We start from the raw sequence: 23928 nt of genomic DNA, 5'->3' as shown, positions 1-23928 counted from the left end.
CTCCCCTTGCGGGCGATTCCGTCAGCGCGGCAACAGGCTTTCACCCATCAGATACTCGTCGACAGCACGTGCGCACTGCCGACCCTCGCGAATCGCCCACACGACCAGCGACTGCCCACGGCGCATGTCGCCGGCAGCGAAAACCTTGGGCACGTTGGTGGCGTAGCAGCCTTCGCCATCGGTGGCGGCGCTGGCGTTGCCGCGCGCGTCCTTGGCCACGCCGAAGGCATCCAGCACGCCGCCCACCGGGTTGGTGAAGCCCATCGCGAACAGCACCAGGTCGGCCTTGATCTCGAACTCCGAACCCGGCACTTCGACCATCCTGCCGTCCTTCCATTCGAGGCGACAGGCTTTCAGCGCCTTGACCTTGCCGTTCTTGCCGATGAATTCCTTGGTGGCGACGGCGAAGTCGCGCTCGCAACCCTCTTCGTGCGAGGACGAGGTGCGCAGCTTGGTCGGCCAGTAGGGCCAGGTCAGCGGCTTGTTCTCCTGCACCGGCGGCATCGGCATCAATTCGAACTGGGTCACGCTCGCCGCGCCGTGGCGGTTGGAGGTGCCGACGCAGTCCGAGCCGGTGTCGCCGCCGCCGATCACGACCACGTGCTTGCCCTTGGCCGAGATCGGGTTGGGCTTGTCGCCGGCGACCTGCTTGTTCTGCGGAATCAGGAACTCGAGGGCGAAATGCACGCCGCCGAGTTCGCGGCCCGGCACCGGCAGGTCGCGCGGCACTTCGGCGCCGCCGGTCAACACGACAGCGTCGAAATCCTGCTGCAGCTGTTCGGCGCTGATCACTTCGGTGGCGTCGTTGACGATGCCGGCGGGCATTTCCTTCGCCCCGACCAGCACGCCGGTGCGGAAGCGCACGCCTTCGGCCTGCATCTGCTCGACGCGGCGGTCGATCAGCCACTTTTCCATCTTGAAGTCGGGAATGCCGTAGCGCAGCAGGCCGCCGACGCGGTCGTTCTTCTCGAACACCGTCACCTCATGGCCGGCGCGCGCCAGTTGCTGGGCAGCGGCCAGGCCGGCGGGGCCGGAACCGACCACCGCGACCTTCCTGCCGGTCTTCACGTCCGCCGGCTGCGGCACGACCCAGCCTTCGTCCCAGGCCTTGTCGATGATCGCGTGCTCGATCGACTTGATGCCGACCGGATCGGTGTTGATGTTCAGCGTGCAGGCGGCCTCGCAGGGCGCGGGGCAGATGCGGCCGGTGAACTCGGGGAAGTTGTTGGTCGAATGCAGCACCTCGATCGCTTCGCGCCAATGGTTGCGATACACGAGGTCGTTCCAGTCCGGAATGATGTTGTTGACCGGGCAGCCGTTGTTGCAGAACGGCACGCCGCAGTCCATGCAGCGCGCGCCCTGGATCGCGGCCTGCTCGTCGGTCAGGCGGACGACGAACTCCTTGTAGTTCTTCAGCCGCTTGTCGACCGGCGCGTAGGCCTCGGACAGACGCTGATATTCGATGAATCCGGTTGGCTTGCCCATTTATGCGGCCTCCTTCTCAGCTTCGCGCTGCTCCGCCATCTCGGACAGCGCGCGACGATACTCATGCGGGAACACCTTGACGAACTTCTTCCGCCAGACGGCCCAGTTGTTCAGGATCTCGCGGGCGCGGACGCTGCCGGCGAAGCGGACGTGGCGCTCGATCAGGCCCTTGAGGATCAGTTCGTCGCCCATCGTCAGGTGATCGATGTCGACCCGGCCGTGGGATTCGAGCTCGTCGCCCGACTCCGAGCCCTGGCGCGCGGCGATCTCGTCCGGCAGCGGCTCCAGCGAGACCTGCGCCATGTTGCAGCGCTGCTCGAAGCTGCCGTCCTCGTCCAGCACGTAGGCGACGCCGCCCGACATGCCGGCGGCGAAGTTGCGGCCGGTCTGGCCGAGCACCACCACGGTGCCGCCGGTCATGTATTCGCAGCCGTGGTCGCCCACGCCTTCCACCACCGCGGTGGCGCCGGAGTTGCGCACCGCGAAGCGCTCGCCGGCGACACCGGCGAAATAGACTTCACCTTCGGTCGCGCCGTACAGCACGGTGTTGCCGACGATGATGTTGCTGCCGGTATCGCCGCGGAATTCGGCCTTCGGCTTGACCACGATGCGGCCGCCCGACAGGCCCTTGCCGACGTAGTCGTTGCCCTCGCCCACCAGTTCGAGCGTGATGCCGCGCGCGAGGAAGGCGCCGAAGCTCTGGCCGGCGGTGCCGTTCAGGCGGATGTGGATGGTGTCGTTCGGCAAGCCGGCATGGCCCCAGGCCGCCGCCACCTTGCCCGACAGCATCGCACCGACGGTGCGGTTGATGTTGCGCACCGGCAGGTCGATGTTGACCTTCTCGCCCTTCTCCAGCGCCGGCTTCGCCAGCGCGATCAGTTGCTGGTCGAGCGCGCCGTCCAGGCCGTGATCCTGGCCTTCGGTATGCAGGCGCGGCACCTCGGCCGGCACCGGCGGCAGGTAGAAGATGCGCGAGTAGTCCAGGCCCTGCGCTTTCCAGTGCGAGATGCCGGCCTTCATGTCGAGCAGGTCGGCGCGGCCGATCAGCTCGTCGAACCTGCGCACGCCGAGCTGCGCCATCAGCTCGCGCACTTCCTCGGCGACGAAGAAGAAGAAGTTGACCACGTGCTCGGGCTGGCCGGAGAAACGCTTGCGCAGTTCGGGATCTTGCGTCGCCACGCCCACCGGGCAGGTGTTGAGGTGGCACTTGCGCATCATGATGCAGCCTTCGACGACCAGCGGCGCAGTGGCGAAGCCGAACTCGTCGGCGCCCAGCAGCGCGCCGATGACGACGTCGCGGCCGGTCTTGATCTGGCCGTCGACCTGCAGGCGGATGCGCGAGCGCAGGCGGTTCAGCACCAGCGTCTGCTGGGTCTCGGCAAGACCGAGCTCCCACGGCGAGCCGGCATGCTTGATCGAGCTCCACGGCGAGGCGCCGGTGCCGCCGTCATGGCCGGCGACGACGATGTGGTCGGCCTTGGCCTTGGCCACGCCGGCCGCCACCGTGCCGATGCCGATCTCGGACACCAGCTTGACCGAGATGCTCGCGGCCGGGTTGGTGTTCTTGAGGTCGTGGATGAGCTGCGCCAGGTCCTCGATCGAGTAGATGTCATGGTGCGGCGGCGGCGAGATCAGGCCGACGCCCGGCACCGAGTGGCGCAGGAAGCCGATGTATTCCGACACCTTGTGGCCGGGCAGTTGGCCGCCTTCGCCGGGCTTGGCGCCCTGGGCCATCTTGATCTGGATCTGGTCGGCATTGACTAGGTATTCGGTGGTGACGCCAAAGCGGCCCGAGGCGACCTGCTTGATCGCCGAGCGCAGCGAATCGCCGGCCTGCAACTCGAGGTCGCGCGCGATGCGCTTCTCGCCGATCACCTGCGACAGCCTGATCGCCTCGGTCAGCGGCTTGAAGCGCATCGGGTCCTCGCCGCCCTCGCCGGTGTTCGACTTGCCGCCGATGCGGTTCATCGCCACTGCCAGCGTGGTGTGCGCTTCGGTCGAGATCGAGCCGAGCGACATCGCGCCGGTGGCGAAGCGCTTGACGATCTCCTTGGCCGGCTCGACTTCTTCCAGCGGCACCGGGGTGGTCGCGGTCTTCAGTTCGAACAGGCCGCGCAGCGTCATGTGGCGCTTGCCCTGGTCGTTGATGATGCGGGCGTATTCCTTGTAGGTGTCGAACTTGCCCGCGCGCGTCGAATGCTGCAGCTTGGCGATCGCGTCCGGCGTCCACATGTGCTCTTCGCCGCGGATGCGGAAGGCGTATTCGCCACCGGCGTCGAGCATGTCGTGCAGCACCGGGTCGGCGCTGAAGGCGGCCTCGTGCTGGCGGATCGCCTCTTCCATGACCTCGAACAGGCCGATGCCTTCGACCTGGCTGGTGGTGCCGGTGAAGTACTTGTCGAGCAGCGCCTGCTGCAGGCCGACGGCTTCGAAGATCTGCGCGCCGGTATACGACATGTAGGTCGAGATGCCCATCTTGGACATGACCTTCATCAGGCCCTTGCCGATCGCCTTGACGAAGTGCTTGACGTACTTGGCAGCCGACTCGGTGTCACCGGCGAGGTGCTGCAGGGTCTCGAGCGCCAGGTAGGGGTGCACCGCCTCGGCGCCGTAGCCGGCCAGCACCGCGAAGTGATGCACTTCGCGCGCCGAGCCGGTCTCGACCACCAGGCCGGCGCGGGTGCGCAGGCCCTTCGCCACCAGGTGCTGGTGGATCGCCGATAGCGCCAGCAGCGCCGGAATGGCGACGCGTTCGGCGGCCAGCTTGCGGTCGGACACGATCAGGATGTTGTAGCCGCCCAGCACCGCGTTCTCGGCGTCGGCACAGAGCGAGGCCAGGCGCGCTTCGACGCCCGCCTTGCCCCACTCGACCGGGTAGCAGATGTCGAGCTCGGCCGAGCGGAACTTGTTCTGCGTGTAGCGCGCGATGTTGCGGATCTTGGCCATGCCGTCGAAGTCCAGCACCGGCTGGCTCACTTCGAGGCGGAACGGCGGGTTGATCTCGTTGATTTCGAGCAGGTTGGGCTTGGGTCCGATGAAGGACACCAGCGACATCACCATCTGCTCGCGGATCGGGTCGATCGGCGGGTTGGTGACCTGGGCGAAGAGCTGGCGGAAGTAGTTGAACAGCGGCTTGTTCTTGCTCGACAGCACCGCCAGCGGCGAGTCGTTGCCCATCGAGCCGGTCGCTTCCTCGCCGGCCTTGCCCATCGGCTCGAGGATGAACTTGATGTCTTCCTGAGTGTAGCCGAAGGCCTGCTGGCGGTCGAGCAGCGGCGCCACGCGCCCGCCTTCGGCGTCGGCCACGCTGCCGAGCGGGGCGGCCAGGCTATCGAGCTTGATGTTGATGCGGCGCAGCCAGTCGGCATAGGGGCGGGCGTTGGCCAGCGACTCCTTGAGCTCCTGGTCGCCGATGATGCGGCCCTGCTCCATGTCGATCAGGAACATCTTGCCCGGCTGCAGGCGCCACTTCTTGACGATCTTGCTGTCGGGAATCGGCAGCACGCCGGACTCGGAGGCCATGACGACGAGGTCGTCGTCGGTGACGAGGTAGCGCGCCGGACGCAGGCCGTTGCGGTCGAGCGTGGCGCCGATCTGGCGGCCGTCGGTGAAGGCCACGGCGGCCGGGCCGTCCCACGGCTCCATCATCGCCGCATGGTATTCGTAGAAGGCGCGGCGCTTCTCGTCCATCTGCGCGTGCGATTCCCAGGCTTCGGGAATCATCATCATCATCGCGTGGGCGAGCGAGTAGCCGCTCATCACCAGCAGTTCGAGCGCGTTGTCGAACGATGCCGAGTCGGACTGGCCGGGGTAGATCAGCGGCCAGATCTTCTGCAGGTCCTCGCCCAGCAGCGGCGAATGCACGCCCTTCTCGCGCGCGCGCATCCAGTTGTAGTTGCCACGCAGGGTGTTGATCTCGCCGTTGTGGGCGATGTAGCGGAACGGGTGGGCCAGGTCCCACTTCGGAAAGGTGTTGGTGGAGAAGCGCTGGTGCACCAGCGACAGCGCCGACACCGTGCGCGGGTCGACCAGGTCGAGGTAGTACTCGCCGACCTGGTTGGCCAGCAGCAGGCCCTTGTAGTTCACCGTGCGCGCCGACATCGACACCATGTAGAACTCCTTGCCGTGCTTCAGGGCAAGGGCGCCGATGGCGTTGGCGGCACGGCGGCGGACGACGTAGAGCTTGCGTTCGAGCGCTTCGGTGACCATCACGTCGGCACCGCGGCCGATGAAGATCTGGCGGATCACCGGCTCCTTGGCCTTCACCGTCGGCGACATCGGCATCTCGGGGTTGACCGGCACGTCGCGCCAGCCGAGCACGACCTGGCCTTCGGCGACGACGGCGCGCTCGATCTCTTCCTCACAGGCCAGGCGCGACGCGGCTTCCTTGGGCATGAAAACCATGCCGACGCCGTACTCGCCGGGCAGCGGCAGCATCACGCCCTGCTTCGCCATTTCCTCGCGGTAGAGCTGGTCGGGGATCTGGATCAGGATGCCGGCGCCATCGCCCTGCAGCGGATCGGCGCCGACCGCGCCGCGGTGGTCGAGATTCTTCAGGATTTCGAGGCCCTGGAGCACGATCTCATGGGTTTTCCTGCCCTTGATGTGGGCGATGAAACCCACGCCACAGGCATCATGTTCGTTGGCCGGATCGTACAGACCCTGCTTTTGGGGCAGTTCCATCTTCTTTTCCTCAAAAACGACAGAAGAAATCACGCGCTGGCCTCTCATTCGAAGTTCGCCAGACAAACCGAGCGCGCACAAAAAAGCCGGGCGCGTGCGCACCGGCTTCATGTCCCGCACCATATTGGTGCAAAAAACCTTGCTTTATCGACCGATGCACCACAATGGAACTATTGCATGCACCATTTTGGTAATCAGTATCGAAAATCAGCTTGACAAAAAAACTATACGCCCCGGAAACACTGGCTTCAAGAATTTTTTTGCGCTGCGACATGCCCTTTTCAAGCAGGAATCGGGCCAGAAAAAGCACTCTTCTGGAGCAGCAAGACAGCCTGCCTCAGTGGATCTCGCCGACGGCAAACAGCCGCCGGTGTTCCTTCATCGCGTAGCGGTCGGTCATGCCTGCGATGTAGTCGGCGATGGCCCGCGGCTTGTCCTCGCGCGCCATCGCCTGATACTGCGGCGGCAGGATGTGGGGATCGTCCATGAAGGCGGCGAACAGCTCGCCGATGATGCGCCGCGCCTTGTTGGTCATGCGCAGCACCTGATAATGGCGGTAGAGCTGTTCGCGCAGGAAGAGCTTCAGCTCGCGCAGGCGGGGCTGGAGCGCCTCGGAGTAGGCCACCAGCCGCGGCGCGGCGCGCACGTCGTCCAGCGAGGCCACACCGGCGGCGGCGATGTTGGCGCGGGTCTGCTCCAGCAGGTCGATCACCATCAGGTGGATCATGCGGCGCACGGTCTCGTTGACCAGCCGGCGCCCGGACAAGCCTGGCCAGCGCGCCTCGGCCGCGCGCCGCTGCGTGGCGAACAGCGGCACCTCGTCGAGCTGCTCGAGCGTGATCAGGCCCGAGCGCAGGCCATCGTCCACGTCGTGGTTGTTGTAGGCGATCTCGTCGGCAAGGTTGGCGAGTTGCGCTTCGAGCGAAGGCTGGGTGCCGTCGAGGAAGCGCTGGCCGATCTCGCCCAGACGCTCGGCATTGGTGCGCGAGCAGTGCTTGAGGATGCCTTCGCGCGTCTCGAACATCAGGTTCAGGCCGTCGAAGCCGGCATAGCGGTCTTCGAGCACATCGACGGTGCGCAGCGACTGCAGGTTGTGCTCGAAGCCGCCATGCGCCTTCATGCAGGCGTTCAGCGCATCCTGGCCGGCATGGCCGAAAGGCGTGTGGCCGAGATCGTGGGCCAGCGCGATCGCTTCGGCGAGATCCTCGTTGAGGCTCAGTTCGCGGGCAATGCCGCGGGTGATCTGGGCGACCTCGATGCTGTGCGTCAGGCGGGTGCGGAACAGGTCGCCTTCGTGATTGACGAAGACCTGGGTCTTGTACTCCAGGCGCCGGAAGGCGGTGGAATGGACGATGCGGTCGCGGTCGCGCTGGAAGTTGCCTCGCGCCACCGGCGCCGGTTCGTCATGGACGCGGCCGCGGGAATTGCCTTCGGTGACGGCATGGGGCGCAAGCTGCAGCATCGCTTCATCCTCGCTTCGGGAAACTGCCGTACTCAGCCGCAGCAAGCCTCGATCGCCGCCGCGATGTCGGCCTGCGGCGCCTCGCCGTGGATCACGCCCTTGCCAAGCGCGCGCAGCAGCACCAGCCGCAGCCTGCCGGCCTCGACCTTCTTGTCGTGCGCCATCAGTTCCAGATAACGCTCCGCACCCAGCGTTGGCCCGCGCACCGGCAGCGCCGCGCGCTCGAACAGGGCGGCGATGCGGGCAACGCCCGCCTCGTCCAGCCAGCCCAGGCGGCGCGACAGCTCGGCGGCCATCATCGTGCCGGCGGCCACCGCTTCGCCGTGCAGCCACTCGCCGTAGCCCAGCCCGGTCTCGATGGCATGGCCGAACGTGTGGCCGAGATTCAGCAGCGCGCGTTCGCCCTGCTCGGTCTCGTCGGCGGCGACCACTTCGGCCTTGTTGCGGCAGGAGACTTCGATCGCGTGGGCCAGCGCCTCGGGCTCGCGCGCCGTCAGGCGTTCGAGATCGCGCTCCAGCCAGTCGAGGAAGGCGGTATCGCGGATCAGGCCGTACTTGATCACCTCGGCCAGGCCGGCGGACAGCTCGCGCGCCGGCAGCGTCGCCAGCGTGTCGATGTCGGCCAGCACCAGCTTGGGCTGGTAGAAGGCGCCGATCATGTTCTTGCCCAGCGGGTGGTTGATCGCGGTCTTGCCGCCCACCGAGGAATCGACCTGCGCCAGCAGCGTGGTCGGTATCTGGATGAAAGGCATGCCGCGCTGGTAGCAGGCGGCGGCAAAGCCGCCCATGTCGCCGACGACGCCGCCGCCGAGCGCGACCAGCGTGGTCGAGCGTTCGCAGCGCTCCTGCAGCAGCATGTCGAAAATGAGGTTCAGCGTCGGCCAGTCCTTGTGCGCCTCGCCGTCGGGCAGCACGACCGAGGCGACGCGCACGCCGGCCGCTTCCAGCGTGGTCCGCAAGCGGCCGAGATACAGCGGCCCGACGACGTCGTTGGTGACGATCGCGACGCGCTTCGTCTTCAGGTGCGGCAGGATCAGCTCGGCGCGGTCGAGCAGGCCGCGGCCGATGTGGATGGGGTAGGTACGATCGCCCAGGGCGACATTCAGGGTTCGCATGGAGTGCTCTTCGGTTTCTGCCGGGCGAGTTTCTGCAGGCCATTCTCGATCATGCGCACCATGGTGCCGGGGTTGCCGCGGCCCCCTTCGACGATCAGGTGCGCCACCTCGCGGTAAAGCGGGTCACGCTGCCGGTACAGCTCCTCGATGCGCTGGCGCGGGTTATCGACCTGCAGCAGCGGGCGGTTGCGGTCATGGCGGGTGCGCTCGTACAGCACCGCCGGCGGCACGTCGAGATAGACCACCACGCCGCGCTCGCGCATCAGGCCGCGATTGGCCGGCGTGGTGACGACACCGCCGCCGGTGGCGATGACGATGTCCGGCTCCTGCGACAATTCGTCCATCATCTGCGTCTCGCGGCGGCGGAAGCCTTCCTCGCCCTCGATCTCGAAGATGGTCGGAATGCTCACCCCGGTACGGGCGATGATCTCCTGGTCGCAATCGGCGAAACGGACCTTGCGCCGGCGCGCAAGCTCCTTGCCGACCGTGGTCTTGCCGGCTCCCATCATGCCGATCAGTATCAAGCAGCTCACGCGCGATTCGCCGGAAGTCGAAATGGAAAGGGAAACACGAAAGGTAAAAAGGCGGGCATCCACGCAGGATGCCCGCCCCGGCATTGTATCAGCAGCGCAGCGGCTTACCGCAGCGTCAGCGTGTCGGCAACGATGCGCGGCGTGATGAAGACCAGCAGTTCGCGGCTGTCGGAGACTCTCTGCCGGGTCTTGAACAGATGCCCCAGCACCGGGATGTCGCCCAGCAGCGGCACCTGCTCGACATCGTTCGAATCGACCTCTTCATAGATGCCGCCGATCACGACCGTGCCGCCGTTCTCGATCAGGACTTCGCTCTTGACCTTCTTGGTGTCGATCGACGGAATGCCGTTGGTCGTCGGGCCGCGCGAATCCTTGTTCACCTCGATCGTCAATCGCATCCGGCCATCGGGCGTGATCTGCGGCGTCACTTTCAGCGACAGCACGGCCTTCTTGAACGACACGCTGGTCGCGCCGGAGCTGCTCGCCTCCTGGTAGGGAATCTCATTGCCCTGTTCGATCAGCGCCTCGACCTGGTTCGCGGTCAGCACGCGCGGGCTGGACACCAGGCGGATGCGGCCGTCGGTTTCCTGCGCATGGAGTTCGAGGTTCAGGAATCGAGTGAACTTGTTGTTGAACAGGGTCAGGTTCAGATTGCCGAAACCGCTGGTGACACCACCTGGCCCGCTGTTCGCATCGCCGCCAGGAGTCAGGAGCCGGCCGATCGAGTTGATGTTATCCCCGCTGCCCGTAGCGGGTTCGAATGTCGCCACACCATTTTCGTCGACCGTCGTTTCGCCGAACACACCCTTGCCGAAGCCGACTTTCCCCAACCGCCCAACCGACGCGAGTCCCAGGCTGCCCAGTCCCATGCGCACACCCAGGTCACGCGAGAAGGTCTTGCTGGCCTCGACGATGCGCGCTTCGATCATGACCTGGCGCGGCGCGAAATCGATCTCCTGCACCAGCCGGCGCAAAGCCTGCAGGCGGGTGCCGACGTCGGTGACGAAAAGCTTGTTGCTGCGCTCGTCGACCACCACGCTGCCGCGCTTGGACAGGATGGTCTGGTCCTTGCCCTTGAGGAAATCGAAGATTTCCTTGGCCTTGTGGTAGTTGATCTGGAAGCTCTCGGTGGACAGCGGCTCCAGATCGATGATCTGGGCCCTGGCCTCGAGCTGCAGTTTCTCGCGCGCCGCCAGTTCATCACCCGGCGCGATCCAGATCACGTTGCCGTTCTTGCGCATGTCCAGGCCCTTGGCCTGCAGGATGATGTCCAGCGCCTGGTCCCAGGGCACATCCTTCAGGCGCAGCGTCAGGCTGCCCTGCACCGAGTCGGAGGTGATGATGTTGAAGTCGGTGAAATCGGCGATGACCTGCAGCACCGAGCGCACGTCGATGTTCTGGAAGTTCAGCGACAGCTTCTCGCCCTGGTACTGGCCGCGCGCGCCCTGGACGAGCTTGTTGGGGTCCTCGAGCACGCGCTTGACTTCGAGCACGAAGCGGTTGTCGCTCTGGTAGGCGTTGTGCTCCCACAAGCCGTTCGGCACCACCGTCAGGCGCACGTTGTCGCCCGCCTGCTGCGCGGCCATCGCCGTCACCGGCGTGCCGAAGTCGATCACATCGGAGCGTCGGCGCAGGTGCTCGGGCAGCGAGGTCTTGAGGAACTCGACGACCAGGTTGCCGCCCTGCTGGCGGATGTCGATGCCCGCATCCGGGCTCGACAGGTCGACGACGACCCGCCCTTCGCCTTCGATGCCGCGGCGGAAGTTGATGTCGCGCACCGCCATGCCGCCGCCGACAGCGACCCGGGATTCGGCGAAGTTGCCCTGCGCCTGCGCCACCACGGAGCCGCGCGCATCCTGCGCATTGCCCGAACGGATGGCGATGACGAGGTTGCGGCCATCGATGCGCGTCTCATACGGACTGAGCTTGGCCAGGTTGAGCACCAGCCGCGTGCGGTCGCCGGCCTGGACGATGTTGGCGCTGCGCAGATCGCCCTGCTCGATGCTCTGCACGCTGCGCCCCAGCGCATTGCCGGTGTCGCGGAAATCGAAGGCGATGCGGGCGGGGCTGGCGACGCTGAAACTCGGCGGCGGGCTCGCCAGCGGCTCCTTCATCGTCAGGCGCAGGTAGATCCCGTCGTCGTGCTGCGCGACTTCCAGCCCCTCGATCTGGTTCGTCCGGCTCTGCGCCTGCACCGCGTCCTGGGCCAATGCGGCAGGCATCGGCACGAGCCCCGCAAAAGCCGTGGCCAGCACCCAAACTCGAATGTGTTTCATCATCTCCCGGCCTCCTGCCGCTCCTGCAGGGTCAGCGTGCTGATCCGCTCGACCCAGTCGCCCTGCACATCCTCGACGAGTTCCTTCAGGGTCATCGCGCTCTCGCCGATGCTCGTGACCACGCCGAAGTTCTGTCCCATGTAATTCCCGACCTTGACCTGATGCAGGTTCTTGCCCGCAAGCACGAGCGCGCGGTTGCTTTTGCCCTGCGACAGCACGCCGACCATGCGCAGCGACTCGAGCGGATAGGCCTCGAGCGGCTCCTTGCGGCGCTCGAGATCGGGCCGCAGCGAACTGCTCACCCGTTTCTCGACTTCCATGCGCCCCTTGGAGAAGGGGTCGTCCGCAGCACTGCCGACGTATTCGACGACGGGAAACGGCTTGATCTCCGGCAGCGCCTTGACCGAGCCGCGCATGCCCCTGGCCTGCTCGTCCATCCAGGCACGGATATCCTCCTGCTCACCGCTGCTGCACGCCCCGAGCATGGCGGCGGCGCAGGCGAGGACCAACGCACGCATCATCGTCTCCTCCCCTTGGCTGACGCAGCCTTGGCATCCTGGCGCTGCTTGGCGATCTCGTCCTCGTCCAGATAGCGGTAGGTGATCGCCTTGGCTTCGAGCTTGAGCCGGCCGTCCTTGTCGGTGTTGATCGCGAGGTTGTTCAGCGTGACGATGCGCGGCATGCGGGCGACGTCGCCGGCGAACTCGCCCAGCTCGTGATAGTTGCCGGTGACGCGGATGTCGATCGGCATCTCGGCGTAGAACTCCTTGACCACGTTGTTGCCCGGCTTGAACAGCTCGAATTGCAGTCCACGGCCCAGCCCCGCCTGGTTGATGTCGGACAGCAGCGAATCCATTTCAGCGCGATTCGGCAGCTGCTTCAGCAGGGCACCGAACTGCCGGTCGATCTCGGCCAACTGACGGCGGTGTTCATCGAGATTGACGGCCTGGCGCTTCTTCGCCACCCAGCTGTCGCGCAGTTGCACTTCTTCCTGTTCGCGCTGGGCCAGGGTGTCCGCCTGCTCCTGCCAGTCGAACCACCAGAAGGCGCCGAGCACCGCCGCGAGCAGCCCGGCCATGACGGCCACCCTCGGCGCCAGCGGCCACATGCCGGGGTCGTTCGGATCGAGCCCCTTGAAGTCCTGCGCCAGCCGCTTGAAATCGATCTTCCGCGCCCCCTTGAGCGTGCCGGCCGCTTTCACTTGCGCCTCCTGTTCGCCTGCGCGGCGCTGCTGGTGGCCTCGGCAGCCGGCTCTTCGAGCTTCGGCCGCTCGATTCCGATACCGAGGTTGAATTCGCTGACACGCCGCTGATCGACCGTCGCCGCCTTGGTCTCGACCAGCGTCGGCCGCTCGAGGAACGGAGAGTCCTCGAGGTTGCGCATCAGATGCGATACGCGCGCATTGGACTGGGCATAGCCGACCAGGGTGATGCGGCTGCCCGTCTGCTTGACCGACTTCAGATATACCCCCTCGGGTATGCCCCTGGCCAGTTCGTTGAGCAGATGGACCGACTCCGCGCGCGTGCTCTGCAGATCCTCGATGACCTTCTTGCGCACCAGCAAGGCGTCGATCTGCTCTTTCAGGCGGCGAATTTCGGCGATCTGCTGGTCGAGCTTGGCGATCTCGGCCTTCAGGAAAGCGTTGCGCGACTCCTGCCGCTCGATGTAGCCGGCGTAGATCGAATGCACCAGCAGACCGATCAGCGCCCCCAGCACGATCATCGCCGCCGACAGCACGTAGAACTGCGTGCGGCGCTGCTTGCGCTTCTCCGCGCGGTGCGGCAGCAGGTTGATACGGATCATTCGTCGAACCTCCGCAGGGCCAGCCCGCAGGCGACCATCAGGCACGGCGCGTCGGCCAGCAGGTTCTTCGGCCTCACCTTGGACGAGATGGTCATGCCGGCGAAGGGATTGCCGACGATGGTCTCGACCTGGGTACGCGCAGCGACGACGTCGGCCAGGCCAGGCATCATCGCGCAGCCGCCTGCCAGCACGAGATGGTCCACCCGGTTGTACTGGGTGGAGGTGAAGAAGAACTGCAGCGCGCGCGAGATCTCGAGCGCCAGGTTGTCGAGGAAGGGGCGCATCAGGTCCCGGCGATAGGTATCGGGCAGCGAGTCCGCACGCTTGGCCGCCTCGGCCTCATCGACGCTCATGCCATACTGCCGCGCGATGTCCTGCGTCAGCTGGTTGCCGCCGAAGGCCTGCTCCCGCACATAGACCTGCTGCCGGTTGCGGAACACGCTGACGTTCATCACGTTCGCACCGGCGTCGATGAGGCCGATCACCTTGTCCTGGCCGGCATTCGGCAACTGCCTGCTGACCAGCCCGAGCGCCGCCTCGATCGCGAAGGACTCGACGTCGATCACCGTGGCCTTCACGCCGGCGGCCTGGGCAACGGCGACGCGGTCTTCGACCTTGTCCTTGCGCGATGCGGCGACCAGCACTTCGAGCTCGCCCGGGCTGCCTGCTGCCGGGCCGATGACCTGGAAATCGAGATTGACCTCGTCGATCGCGAACGGGATGTATTGATTGGCCTCGGACTCGACCGCGACCTCCATCTCCTGCTCGCGCAAACCGGCGGGCAGGATGATCCGCTTGGTGATGACGGACGAGGCCGGCAGCGCCATGGCGACATTCTTGATGCCGGCGCCGAAGCGCCTGAACGCGCGGCGCACCGCTTCGCCGACCGCCTCGAGATTGGCGATGTTGCCATCGACGACGGCGTCGCGCGGCAAGGGCTCGATGGCGTAGCGCTCGACTTTGTAAGCTTCCTTGTCCCCCCCGGACAGCTCGACGAGCTTGACCGATGAAGATGAAATATCGAGCCCTGCCAGCTGGCTTGCCGCAGAACCGAAGAAGGGGAGTTCAATCACAAAGAAAGTCCTTACATTTCTTCATGTTACGAGCAAAACTTGATTTTTGCCCTGAAATCGTATCAATAAGTTTCAGTTTGTGCAAAGCAAACTGCATCACGCTTCACACCAGGAAACCGCTGGAAACCGCCAGCCTCGGGACCATCTCGTATAATGCGCACCCCAAACGACGTTTCCTGGACTGCTGATGCGCTGGGTCCTCTATCCGATCGCGGCGCTGCTGGCGCTGGTGGTTCTCGGCCTTGCCACGCTGGCAGCGATCACGCTGTTCGCCTGGCCCAATCTTCCTTCGCTGGAGTCCCTGACCGACTACCAGCCCCGCGTCCCGTTGCGAGTATATACATCGGATGGCTACCTCCTGGGCGAGTTCGGTGAGGAGCGCCGTGATGTGGTTCGCATTGCCGAGGTTCCGGCGCTGCTCAAGCATGCGATCCTGGCCGCCGAGGACGAGCGCTTCTACGAGCATGCCGGTGTCGATCCGGTGGGCATCGCCCGCGCCGCGTTGTCCAACCTGACCACCGGCGGCCGCGGGCAGGGCGCGTCGACGATCACCATGCAGGTGGCGCGGAACTTCTTCCTGACGCGCGAGAAGACCTACAACCGCAAGCTCTATGAAATCCTGCTCTCGTTCAAGATCGAGCACGAACTGAGCAAGGACCAGATCCTCGAGCTCTACATCAACCAGATCTACCTGGGCCAGCGTGCCTACGGCTTTGCCGCGGCGGCACGAACCTACTACGGCAAGACCCTGGACGAACTGACCCTGCCCGAGGCGGCGATGCTGGCCGGGCTGCCGAAAGCGCCCTCCGCCTTCAATCCCGTCGTCAACCCCGCGCGCGCCGCGCTGCGCCAGCAATACGTGCTGCGCCGCATGGTCGAGACCGGCATCATCACGCCGAGCGACTTCGAGAACGCCATCGCCGCCGCCACGCCGACCCGCAACCGGCGCGACATCACCGCCGCAGGAAAACCGCAGGAAAGCAGCATCCATGGCGACTATGTCGCCGAAATGGCACGCCAGATCGCAGTCGAGCAGTTCGGCGACAAGGCCTACGAACTGGGTATCCGCATCTTCACCACCGTCACCCGCAAGGATCAGGAAGCCGCCTACGCCGCGCTGCGCAAGGGCGTCATGGACTACGACCGGCGCCACGGCTACCGCGGCCCGGAAGCCTTCGCCGAGCTGCCGCCGAACGATGCCGCGCCCGAACAGCTCGACGAGTTGCTGGCAGGCCGCAGCGACTACGACGACCTCCTCGCCGCGGTGGTGCTGCAGGCCTCGACCAAGCAGGTCACGGTCTATCGCCGTGGCGAAGAGATCGAGATCAGCGGCAATGGCCTGCGCTTCGCCGCGCCGATGCTTGCAGACAAGGCGCCGCAGACGCGGCGCATCCGCCGCGGCGCCATCGTCCGCATCCGCGATACCGGCAAGGACGGCTGGGAAATCAGCCAGGTTCCCGAAGTGCAATCGGCGCTGGTGGCGATCGATCCGCGCGACGGCGCGGTACGCGCCCTGGTCGGCGGCTTCGATTTCAACCGCAGCAAGTTCAACCACGTCACCCAGGGCCAGCGCCAGCCGGGCTCCAGCTTCAAGCCCTTCATCTACTCCGCCGCGCTCGAGCGCGGCTATGGCCCGGGCCACGTCGTCGACGACGAGCCGTTGTACTTCCCCCCTGGCGTCACCGGCAGCCAGGCCTGGGAACCGAAGAACTACGATGGCAGGTACGCCGGGCCGATGACGATCCGCGACGCCCTCGCCCGTTCCAAGAACATGGTGTCGATCCGCATCCTGCAGGACATCACGCCGCGCTATGCCCAAGACTACATCGGCCGCTTCGGCTTCGACTCGGCCAAGAACCCGCCCTACCTGCCGATGGCGCTGGGCGCGGGCAGCGTCACGCCCTGGGAACTGGCCGGCGGCTACGCCGTGTTCGCCAACGGCGGCTTCCGCGTCGATCCCTACGTGGTCAAGGAAATCTACGACGGCAACGGCAAGCTGATCGCGCGCACCGATCCGCCGGTCGCGAGCGAGAGCGCACCGCGCGTGCTGGATCCGCGCAATGCCTGGCTGATGGATTCGATGCTGCAGGACGTGGTGTCGCGCGGCACTGCCGCGCGTGCCCGCAGCCTCAAGCGCAACGACCTCGCCGGCAAGACCGGTACCACCAACGACTACCTGGACGCCTGGTTCTGTGGCTACAACCCCGACCTGGTGGCCGTGTCCTGGGTCGGCTTCAGCCAGCCGCGCAATCTGGGCCGGGGCGAGACCGGCGGCGCCGCGGCGCTACCGATCTGGATCGACTACATGCGCACTGCGCTCGCAGGTACGCCGGAAATCCAGCGCCCCCGCCCCGGCGGCCTGATCCAGATCGAGGCCGGCGACGGCAGCCGCCAGGATTACCAGTACGCCGAATACGATCCGCCCGAACCGCCGCTCGCACCCGACTGGCTGCGGCAGATGTTCGCGTCGGACCACGGGCCGGCGCTGGAAGCGCCGGAAGAGGCCATCCCGCCGCCGCCCATACCGGCCGCGCAGGCCCCTGCCCCGGTCGAAGACCGCATGCCGGTGCCGATCCGGCGCTGAGCATCGCGGGCTTCAGCGCCCCCGGCTCGGCGCCCCCGGCTTCAGTACGGGCGGACCAGGGTGACGGCCTCGCCCGCCTGTTCGCTCGCCAGCACCGCCAGCATCGCCCACAGTTCGCCATCGTCGCGGGTATTGCGCCAGGCGCCCTCCACCGGGCGGAAGTGAAAGCCCCCTGACCTGGCTGCGACCCAGATCTCGCGGGCAGCCGTATGGCGGTTGATGATCATCTTGCTGCCGTTGTCGAATTCGATCTCGAGCACGCCACCGGGCTTGGGCTCGATGTCGATGTCGGCGCCACAGGCATCGAAGGCGTTCTCGATGCGCGCCAGTTCGGCCTCGGCCAGCATGTTGAATGCGGACTCTTCCATGCGGATTCCTTCTGATAGCATTCCGGTTTTTCGTGAATGATGGCGATGCGAGCCAAACTTACCGTGATCGCGCTTGCCTGCGCGCTGCTGTCGGCCTGTGGCATCAAGGGCCCGCTTCACCTGCCCGCGCCCGGCACCGGCGCTTCCGGCCAGCCCGTGCAGGGCGCCGATCATAGCAAACCCTCCCAGCCACCGGCCCCGGACGAACAGCCGGGCCAATACACGCCGATCCAATGAGCCCGACGCGATGAGCATTTCGACCCCCCCCCCCAGTCCCCTGCCGACGCCGACCCTGCACGCCCGGGACGGCATCCTCGCTCTCGAAGGGTGCTCGCTGGCGCAGATCGCCGAAAAGTTCGGTACGCCGACCTACGTCTATTCGAAAGCCGCGCTGACCGCCGCCTTCGAAGCCTGGCAGCAGGCACTGGCCGGCCACCGCTCGCTGATCTGCTACGCGGTGAAGGCCAACTCCAACCTGGGCATCCTGTCGGTGTTCGCCCGCCTCGGCGCGGGCTTCGACATCGTCTCCGGCGGCGAACTGGCGCGCGTGCTGGCCGCCGGCGGCCAGGCGAGCAAGGTGGTGTTCTCGGGCGTGGGCAAGACCCGCGACGAAATGCGCCAGGCACTGAAAGCCGGCATCCGCTGCTTCAACGTCGAATCCGCCACCGAACTCGAGCGCCTCGACGCGATCGCCGGCGAGATGGACGTGCTGGCGCCGGTGGCCTTGCGCGTCAATCCGGACGTCGATCCGAAGACCCACCCCTACATCTCCACCGGGCTCAAGGGCAACAAGTTCGGCGTCGCCTTCGCCGACGCGCAGACGCTCTACCGCCGCGCCGCGGCGCTGCCGAACCTGCGCATCTGCGGCGTCGCCTGCCACATCGGCTCGCAGCTGCTCGACCCGGCGCCGATGGCCGAAGCCGCGCAGAAAGTCGCCGACCTGGTCGATCGCCTCGCCAGCGACGGCATCACGCTCGACCACATCGACCTCGGCGGCGGCCTCGGCATCCGCTATCGCGACGAAGCGCCACCGGTGGTGGCCGACTACCTGGCGCCGCTGCTGAAGGTGTTCGAAGGCCGCAGCGAGGAACTGTGCTTCGAGCCCGGCCGCTCGCTGGTCGGCAACGCCGGCCTGCTGCTGACCCGCGTCGAATACCTGAAGCCCGGCGAGACGAAGAACTTCGCCATCGTCGACGCCGCCATGAACGACCTCGCCCGCCCGGCGCTGTACGACGCCTGGCACGAGGTGGTCGAAGTCGCGGCGCCCTGCGCCGATTCGCAGATCTACGACATCGTCGGCCCGATCTGCGAAAGCGGCGATTTCCTGGCCCGCGAACGCCGGCTCGCCGTGGCCGAAGGCGACCTCCTCGCCATCCTGTCGGCCGGCGCCTACGGCATGACGATGAGTTCCAACTACAACACCCGGCCGCGTGCCGCCGAAGTCATCGTCGATGGCGAGCAGGCGCATCTGGTGCGCGCGCGCGAAACCGTCGCCGCGCTGTTCGCAGACGAGAAGCCGCTAGCCTGAAAGACCAAGTGATCGGACGAGCCACGTAGGAGCGGCTTCAGCCGCGAACAGGGTCTGATTGTTGCCCACGCGCTGTTTTCGCGGCTGAAGCCGCTCCTACCGGGACGGTGTTCCCAGTGATTCGGCCGTCCCCTCGCCAAGGCCTTCGGACTCCTGATAGAGTGCCCGACCGAAGGCCTTCCAGGCCCTGCCACCGCTGGTATGCACACCGATCTGCGCGCTCTGGCGCATGGTGTCGAGCATCAGATCGGCCAGGGCAAACAGTTCGCCCGTGAGCTTGTCCTGGCGGACCGGGCTGCGCAGGAGCTTCATCACGCCCCCCGGTTCGGCGCTCAGCGCCTGGCGGGCCAGTTCCCGCATCCGGGTCTGGTCGTCCCAGTCCAGCCCCAGCGCCAGGCCGCGCTTGTAGATTTCGCGCTCGAGCTCGTCGGCCGTGCGCGCATAATGTCCGAATCCACTCATTCTCGATACTCAGCAATCAAGCCGGAGCACATGCTCCCGGCACCTGTACCCATGAAATCCCACAGGCGTATCCTGTTTTCATCGCAGTCTCCATCAGCCCCATTCTATCGTCACGCAGCAGCACGCCTCCGCCCTTTCCGGCGCCCACCGTGCTGCAGTGCACTATTCCAGCGATTCTGCCACTATCTGAGCCTGCTTTGCGGCGCGCTGATCCTGTTCGCACCACCCGTCTTCGCCGCCGACAGGCTTCCACCGTCGGTGAAACTGGCGCTCGAACGCGCCCGGATCGCCGAGGATGCGGTATCGGTCTGGGTACAGCCGGTAGACGCGGCACGACCCGGCATGACCTTCAATGCCGGCAAAGCGATGAATCCGGCCTCGGTGATGAAGCTCGTCACCGCTTTTGCCGCACTCGACCGGCTCGGCCCCGCCTGGACCTGGACGACCCGGCTCGCCAGCAACGCCACCGTCGCCGGGGGCATGCTGGACGGCGACCTGTACGTCGTCGGCAGCGGCGACCCGGTGCTGGACCAGGAGAGGATCACAAAACTGCTGCGGCGCCTGCGCGGACTCGGCATCGACCGGATCGGCGGCGACATCGTGCTCGACGCCTCCGTGCTGAAACTGCCGCCGCACGACCCGGACGCCTTCGACGGCCGCGGCCTGCGCCCCTACAACAGCGGCCCGCACGGCCTGCTGATGCACTACAACACCCTGCAGCTCGCGCTCTTCCCCGGCAACGGCAACAATGAATCGGTGACCGTGGTCGCCGAACCGCCGCTGGCCGGTGTCATCATCGACAACCGTCTGCAGACTTCCACCAGCAACTGCGACGTCTGGTACCGCGATCTCGAAGCGCGGATCGAGCCCGGCCGCCGCCTCGTGCTCAGCGGCAGCCTGCCGGCAGCCTGCGGTCCGCGCACCTGGAGCGCGGCACCGCTGCCGCCGGCCGAATACGGCGCCGCGCTGGTCGCCACGCTGTGGTCGGAAGCCGGCGGCCGGCTCGACGGCCAGGTACGCGACGGCATCGCCCCGCCCGGCGTGCGCACCCTGCTGAGCCACGAATCGCCACCGCTCGCCGACATCGTGCGCGACATGAACAAATGGTCGAGCAACGTCATCGCCCGCCAGTTGCTGGCCGATCTCGGCGCCTTCCTCGCCGGCCCGGCCAGCGATGCGCCGGACATGGTCGCCGCGGGCGCCCGCGCCACGATCGCGCAGCTCGCTGCGGCCGGCCTCGACGTCGATGGTCTGGTGATCGAAAACGGCTCGGGCCTGTCGCGCATCGAGCGCATCCGCGCCGACACCCTGGGCAGGCTGCTGCTGCTCGCGTGGCAGCGGCCGTGGATGCCGGAATTCATCTCGGCGCTGCCTGTCGCCGGCCTCGACGGCACGGCGCGCAACCGCCTGCGCAACAGCCCTGCCGGCGGCCAGGCCCACATCAAGACCGGTACGCTGAACGGCGTGCGCGCGATCGCCGGCTACCTGCTCGACCGCCACGGCCGGCGCCATGCGCTGGTGATGATGGTGAACCACCCCGAAGCGGCCGCCAGTGCCGCCGCGCAGGACGCGCTGCTGGAGTGGGTCTGGGCCGGCCAGCCCTGAAGGGACCGGCCGGCATCCCGATGTCAGCCCTGCGGCGGCATCGGCAGCGGCGCGCGCTGGGTCAGCACCCACCAGCCGCGCACGATGCGGTAGAGAATCCACAGCCCGGCAAGCAGCATCAACGCGAACGCGAACGGCAGGAGGATGAAGGTCACCGCCATCAGCCCGGCGATCACCACCCACAGCACCGCAAACCAGAAAGTGCGGATCTGCCAGCGGAAATGGCTTTCGAGCCAGGTGCCGCGCACCGTCGTCTGGTTCCAGTAGTTCAGGATCACCGCCGCGATCGACGGCAGGCTGGCGATGAAGCCGAAGATGATCATCGTCGAGCCGACGACGGCGGAAAACACCGCGAAGGCATGCAGCGCATAGACCAGGTGCGTGACGGTGACCATGTTCTCGGACGGCTGGCCGATCGCCAGCGGGGCGGGAACGGGATTGCTCATCGATTCTCCTCGGTTGCGGCTGCCGCGCGGGATTGGCGGCATCCGTGACGGCGACTTCGACTCCCCCGGCGCCGCAGCGTTCGGCACTGGAGCAAGATCAAACGTAAGCGGGTGTTCCACCGCGGCGCGGTATCACGCTGCAGTGTTGGCCGTCACAGGCCGAGCTCGCCCCACATCGCATCGACCTTCGCCTTGACTTCGGCGTCCATGACGATCGGCGTGCCCCACTCGCGGCTGGTCTCGCCCGGCCACTTGTTGGTCGCATCCAGCCCCATCTTGCTGCCCAGGCCCGCCACCGGGCTGGCGAAGTCGAGGTAGTCGATCGGAGTGTTGTCGACCAGCGTGGTGTCGCGGGTCGCATCCACGCGCGTGGTCATGGCCCAGATCACTTCCTTCCAGTCGCGGATGCGCACGTCGTCGTCCACCACGATGATGAACTTGGTGTACATGAACTGGCGCAGGAAGCTCCAGATACCGAACATCACCCGCTTGGCGTGGCCGGGGTACTGCTTGCGGATGCTGACTACCGCCAGGCGGTAGGAGCAGCCTTCCGGCGGCAGGTAGAAATCGACGATCTCGGGGAACTGCTTCTGCAGCAGCGGCACGAAGACCTCGTTCAGCGCCAGGCCCAGCATCGCCGGCTCGTCGGGCGGCTTGCCGGTGTAGGTGCTGTGGTAGATCGGCTCGCGCCGCATGCTGATGCGCTCGATCGTGAACACCGGGAACTCGGACACTTCGTTGTAGTAGCCGGTGTGATCGCCGTAAGGGCCTTCCGGCGCCATGTCGCCGGGCTGGATCACGCCTTCCAGCACGATCTCGGCCGATGCCGGCACTTGGAGATCGTTGCCGAGGCAGTTCACCAGCTCGGTCTTGGCGCCGCGCAGCAGGCCGGCGAACTGGTATTCGGAGATCGTGTCCGGCACCGGCGTCACCGCGCCGAGGATGGTCGCCGGATCGCAGCCCAGCACCACCGATACCGGGAATGGTTCGCCCGGATGCGCGCGCTGGTGCTCGAGGAAATCCAGCGCGCCGCCGCGATGGGCCAGCCAGCGCATGATCACGCGGTTGCGGCCGATCACCTGCTGGCGGTAGATGCCCAGGTTCTGGCGCTTCTTGTGCGGCCCGCGCGTCACCACCAGGCCCCAGGTGATCAGCGGCGCGGCGTCGCCCGGCCAGCAGTGCTGGATCGGCAGCTTCGCCAGGTCGACACCGTTTTCCCCTGCGCCCTCCCACACCACCTGCTGGCAGGGCGCGGAGCGCACTTCCTTCGGCGCCATGTTGAGCACCTGCTTCAGCACCGGCAGCTTGTCCCAGGCGTCCTTCAGGCCCTTGGGCGGCTCCGGCTCCTTCAGGTAGGCCAGCAGCTTGCCGACTTCGCGCAGCGGTGTGCTCCAGTCGCCGTCGGCAACGTCCTCGCCCATGCCCATCGCCACCCGCTGCGGCGTGCCGAACAGGTTGGCAAGCACCGGAATGGCCTGCGGCACGCCGCGCGTCACCGGCTTCTCGAACAGCAGCGCCGGACCGCCGGCGCGCAGCACGCGGTCGGCGATCTCGGTCATCTCCAGATGGGTGTCGACCGGCAGCGTGATGCGCTTGAGTTCGCCGCGGGCTTCGAGCTGGCTGATGAAGTCGCGCAGGTCGTCGTATTTCATGCGGTTGCCCCAGGATCAGCGCTGCGCGTTGATCGCGTCGCGGGTATCGAGCGCGACCTGGCGCGCGGCGGCGGCGAAATCCTCGCCCTCGCCGGCGTACAGGATCGCGCGCGAGGAATTGATCATCAGCCCGCTGCCGTCCGCCGTACGCCCCGCTGCCATGGTCGCGGCGATGTCGCCGCCCTGGGCGCCGATGCCGGGCACCAGCAGCGGCATGCCGCCAGTCAGTTCGCGCACGCGGGCGATCTCGGCAGGAAAAGTGGCCCCCACTACCAGGCCGCAGTTGCCGCTGGCATTCCAGTCCTGCGCCACCAGCCGGGCGACGTGCTCGTACAGTTTCATGCCGCCGACGTCGAGGAACTGCAGGTCGGAGCCGCCCGGGTTGGAGGTGCGGCACAGCAGGATCACGCCCTTGTCCGGGTAAGCGAGATAGGGATCGACCGAGTCGCGGCCCATGTAGGGATTGACCGTGATCGCGTCGGCCTTGAAGCGCTCGAAGGCTTCGACGGCGTATTGCTCGGCGGTGCTGCCGATATCGCCGCGCTTGGCATCGAGCACCACCGGCGTGCCCGGATGGCGGGCATGGATGTGCTCGATCAGCGCTTCGAGCTGGTCCTCGGCGCGGCGCGCGGCGAAGTAGGCGATCTGCGGCTTGAAGCAGCACACCAGGTCGGCGGTGGCATCGACGATCTGCCTGCAGAACTCGAAGATCGCGCCCGGACGGCCTTGCAGATGGGCGGGAAAGCGGGCCGGATCGGGATCGAGGCCGACGCACAGCAGGCTGTTGCGCTGCTGCCAGGCGGCTTTCAGGGCGGTCATGAAATGCATGTCGGCATCCAGAGGGAAACAGGTT

The 23928-nt window shown here is 66.6% G+C and carries 20 protein-coding genes; 4 read left to right on the top strand and 16 right to left on the bottom strand.

From position 1 onward, the window contains the following. Window positions 1–21: 21 nt before the first annotated feature. The 11 genes from ACNQFN_RS04415 to ACNQFN_RS04365 form a co-directional block, all read right to left on the bottom strand. Window positions 22–1485, bottom strand: a complete 1464-nt coding sequence (locus ACNQFN_RS04415) for a glutamate synthase subunit beta (RefSeq protein WP_418648099.1) — start codon at window positions 1483–1485, stop codon at window positions 22–24. Beyond that, complete coding sequence (locus ACNQFN_RS04410; RefSeq protein ID WP_418648098.1) at window positions 1486–6168, bottom strand: glutamate synthase-related protein; 4683 nt, start codon at window positions 6166–6168, stop codon at window positions 1486–1488. Window positions 6169–6178: 10 nt separating this feature from the next. Continuing rightward, window positions 6179–6442, bottom strand: a complete 264-nt coding sequence (locus ACNQFN_RS04405; RefSeq protein ID WP_418648097.1) for a hypothetical protein — start codon at window positions 6440–6442, stop codon at window positions 6179–6181. Window positions 6443–6505: 63 nt separating this feature from the next. Next, a complete protein-coding gene (locus tag ACNQFN_RS04400; protein WP_418648096.1) occupies window positions 6506–7630 on the bottom strand; it encodes a deoxyguanosinetriphosphate triphosphohydrolase in 1125 nt (374 codons plus the stop codon). Between the two features lie 32 nt (window positions 7631–7662). Beyond that, the gene (gene aroB / locus ACNQFN_RS04395) at window positions 7663–8745 is read right to left on the bottom strand and encodes a 3-dehydroquinate synthase (protein ID WP_418648095.1); all 1083 of its coding nucleotides are present in this window, start codon (window positions 8743–8745) and stop codon (window positions 7663–7665) included. Next, window positions 8733–9278 (bottom strand): shikimate kinase, encoded by a 546-nt coding sequence (locus ACNQFN_RS04390; protein ID WP_418648094.1) that lies wholly within the window; start codon window positions 9276–9278, stop codon window positions 8733–8735. The genes aroB and ACNQFN_RS04390 overlap by 13 nt, the downstream gene beginning before the upstream one ends. Before the next feature lie 104 nt (window positions 9279–9382). Continuing rightward, window positions 9383–11557, bottom strand: a complete 2175-nt coding sequence (gene pilQ / locus ACNQFN_RS04385) for a type IV pilus secretin PilQ (protein WP_418648093.1) — start codon at window positions 11555–11557, stop codon at window positions 9383–9385. Then, window positions 11554–12075, bottom strand: coding sequence for a pilus assembly protein PilP (locus ACNQFN_RS04380; RefSeq protein WP_418648092.1), 522 nt, complete (start codon window positions 12073–12075; stop codon window positions 11554–11556). Before ACNQFN_RS04380 ends, pilQ begins: the two co-directional genes overlap by 4 nt. Further along, window positions 12072–12755, bottom strand: a complete 684-nt coding sequence (locus ACNQFN_RS04375; protein ID WP_418648091.1) for a type 4a pilus biogenesis protein PilO — start codon at window positions 12753–12755, stop codon at window positions 12072–12074. Before ACNQFN_RS04375 ends, ACNQFN_RS04380 begins: the two co-directional genes overlap by 4 nt. Continuing rightward, window positions 12752–13357 carry a PilN domain-containing protein gene (locus tag ACNQFN_RS04370; protein WP_068639036.1) on the bottom strand — a complete coding sequence of 202 codons (606 nt, stop codon included), beginning with the start codon at window positions 13355–13357 and terminating at the stop codon, window positions 12752–12754. The genes ACNQFN_RS04375 and ACNQFN_RS04370 overlap by 4 nt, the downstream gene beginning before the upstream one ends. Continuing rightward, entirely contained in the window at window positions 13354–14430 is a 1077-nt protein-coding gene (locus ACNQFN_RS04365; protein ID WP_418648090.1) for a pilus assembly protein PilM, read from the bottom strand. The genes ACNQFN_RS04370 and ACNQFN_RS04365 overlap by 4 nt, the downstream gene beginning before the upstream one ends. 187 nt (window positions 14431–14617) lie before the next feature. Between ACNQFN_RS04365 and ACNQFN_RS04360 the strand changes: the two genes are divergently transcribed. Continuing rightward, on the top strand, window positions 14618–17014 hold the full coding sequence (locus ACNQFN_RS04360) for a penicillin-binding protein 1A (protein ID WP_418648089.1): 2397 nt from the start codon (window positions 14618–14620) through the stop codon (window positions 17012–17014). A gap of 41 nt (window positions 17015–17055) precedes the next feature. Here ACNQFN_RS04360 and cyaY read toward each other — a convergent pair whose 3' ends face one another. Further along, window positions 17056–17382, bottom strand: a complete 327-nt coding sequence (gene cyaY / locus ACNQFN_RS04355) for an iron donor protein CyaY (protein ID WP_068639031.1) — start codon at window positions 17380–17382, stop codon at window positions 17056–17058. Window positions 17383–17418: 36 nt separating this feature from the next. Here cyaY and lptM point away from each other — a divergent pair, with 36 nt between their 5' ends. Then, complete coding sequence (lptM, locus tag ACNQFN_RS04350) at window positions 17419–17619, top strand: LPS translocon maturation chaperone LptM (RefSeq protein ID WP_068639029.1); 201 nt, start codon at window positions 17419–17421, stop codon at window positions 17617–17619. 10 nt (window positions 17620–17629) lie between these two features. After that, the gene (lysA, locus tag ACNQFN_RS04345; protein WP_418648088.1) at window positions 17630–18910 is read left to right on the top strand and encodes a diaminopimelate decarboxylase; all 1281 of its coding nucleotides are present in this window, start codon (window positions 17630–17632) and stop codon (window positions 18908–18910) included. A 96-nt stretch (window positions 18911–19006) separates the two neighbouring features. On the opposite strand, the gene ACNQFN_RS04340 is transcribed toward lysA, so the two are convergent. Further along, window positions 19007–19372 (bottom strand): hypothetical protein, encoded by a 366-nt coding sequence (locus tag ACNQFN_RS04340; protein ID WP_068639025.1) that lies wholly within the window; start codon window positions 19370–19372, stop codon window positions 19007–19009. Between the two features lie 258 nt (window positions 19373–19630). On the opposite strand from ACNQFN_RS04340, the gene dacB reads away from it, so the two are divergent. Beyond that, entirely contained in the window at window positions 19631–20977 is a 1347-nt protein-coding gene (gene dacB / locus ACNQFN_RS04335) for a D-alanyl-D-alanine carboxypeptidase/D-alanyl-D-alanine-endopeptidase (RefSeq protein ID WP_369404220.1), read from the top strand. 23 nt (window positions 20978–21000) lie between these two features. On the opposite strand, the gene ACNQFN_RS04330 is transcribed toward dacB, so the two are convergent. The 3 genes from ACNQFN_RS04330 to pyrF form a co-directional block, all read right to left on the bottom strand. After that, window positions 21001–21423, bottom strand: a complete 423-nt coding sequence (locus ACNQFN_RS04330) for a DUF4870 family protein (RefSeq protein WP_418648087.1) — start codon at window positions 21421–21423, stop codon at window positions 21001–21003. 152 nt (window positions 21424–21575) lie between these two features. Continuing rightward, window positions 21576–23075, bottom strand: a complete 1500-nt coding sequence (ubiD, locus tag ACNQFN_RS04325) for a 4-hydroxy-3-polyprenylbenzoate decarboxylase (protein ID WP_418648086.1) — start codon at window positions 23073–23075, stop codon at window positions 21576–21578. Between the two features lie 15 nt (window positions 23076–23090). After that, window positions 23091–23903, bottom strand: coding sequence for an orotidine-5'-phosphate decarboxylase (gene pyrF / locus ACNQFN_RS04320; protein WP_418648085.1), 813 nt, complete (start codon window positions 23901–23903; stop codon window positions 23091–23093). Between the last annotated feature and the right edge of the window lie 25 nt (window positions 23904–23928).

The sequence above is a fragment of the Thauera butanivorans genome, from assembly GCF_048398245.1.
In the GTDB taxonomy this organism is placed as follows: domain Bacteria; phylum Pseudomonadota; class Gammaproteobacteria; order Burkholderiales; family Rhodocyclaceae; genus Thauera; species Thauera butanivorans.
This window is presented reverse-complemented; position numbering and strand designations above follow the sequence as displayed.

Excerpts from the sequence above, each read along its gene's own strand:
- ACNQFN_RS04415 (WP_418648099.1), bottom strand. The coding sequence starts at position 1,485 with ATGGGCAAGCCAACCGGATTCATCGAATATCAGCGTCTGTCCGAGGCC.
- ACNQFN_RS04410 (WP_418648098.1), bottom strand. The coding sequence starts at position 6,168 with ATGGAACTGCCCCAAAAGCAGGGTCTGTACGATCCGGCCAACGAACAT.
- ACNQFN_RS04405 (WP_418648097.1), bottom strand. The coding sequence starts at position 6,442 with ATGTCGCAGCGCAAAAAAATTCTTGAAGCCAGTGTTTCCGGGGCGTAT.
- ACNQFN_RS04400 (WP_418648096.1), bottom strand. The coding sequence starts at position 7,630 with ATGCTGCAGCTTGCGCCCCATGCCGTCACCGAAGGCAATTCCCGCGGC.
- aroB (WP_418648095.1), bottom strand. The coding sequence starts at position 8,745 with ATGCGAACCCTGAATGTCGCCCTGGGCGATCGTACCTACCCCATCCAC.
- pilQ (WP_418648093.1), bottom strand. The coding sequence starts at position 11,557 with ATGATGAAACACATTCGAGTTTGGGTGCTGGCCACGGCTTTTGCGGGG.
- ACNQFN_RS04380 (WP_418648092.1), bottom strand. The coding sequence starts at position 12,075 with ATGATGCGTGCGTTGGTCCTCGCCTGCGCCGCCGCCATGCTCGGGGCG.
- ACNQFN_RS04370 (WP_068639036.1), bottom strand. The coding sequence starts at position 13,357 with ATGATCCGTATCAACCTGCTGCCGCACCGCGCGGAGAAGCGCAAGCAG.
- ACNQFN_RS04360 (WP_418648089.1), top strand. The coding sequence starts at position 14,618 with ATGCGCTGGGTCCTCTATCCGATCGCGGCGCTGCTGGCGCTGGTGGTT.
- cyaY (WP_068639031.1), bottom strand. The coding sequence starts at position 17,382 with ATGGAAGAGTCCGCATTCAACATGCTGGCCGAGGCCGAACTGGCGCGC.
- lptM (WP_068639029.1), top strand. The coding sequence starts at position 17,419 with ATGATGGCGATGCGAGCCAAACTTACCGTGATCGCGCTTGCCTGCGCG.
- lysA (WP_418648088.1), top strand. The coding sequence starts at position 17,630 with ATGAGCATTTCGACCCCCCCCCCCAGTCCCCTGCCGACGCCGACCCTG.
- ACNQFN_RS04340 (WP_068639025.1), bottom strand. The coding sequence starts at position 19,372 with ATGAGTGGATTCGGACATTATGCGCGCACGGCCGACGAGCTCGAGCGC.
- ACNQFN_RS04330 (WP_418648087.1), bottom strand. The coding sequence starts at position 21,423 with ATGAGCAATCCCGTTCCCGCCCCGCTGGCGATCGGCCAGCCGTCCGAG.
- ubiD (WP_418648086.1), bottom strand. The coding sequence starts at position 23,075 with ATGAAATACGACGACCTGCGCGACTTCATCAGCCAGCTCGAAGCCCGC.
- pyrF (WP_418648085.1), bottom strand. The coding sequence starts at position 23,903 with ATGCATTTCATGACCGCCCTGAAAGCCGCCTGGCAGCAGCGCAACAGC.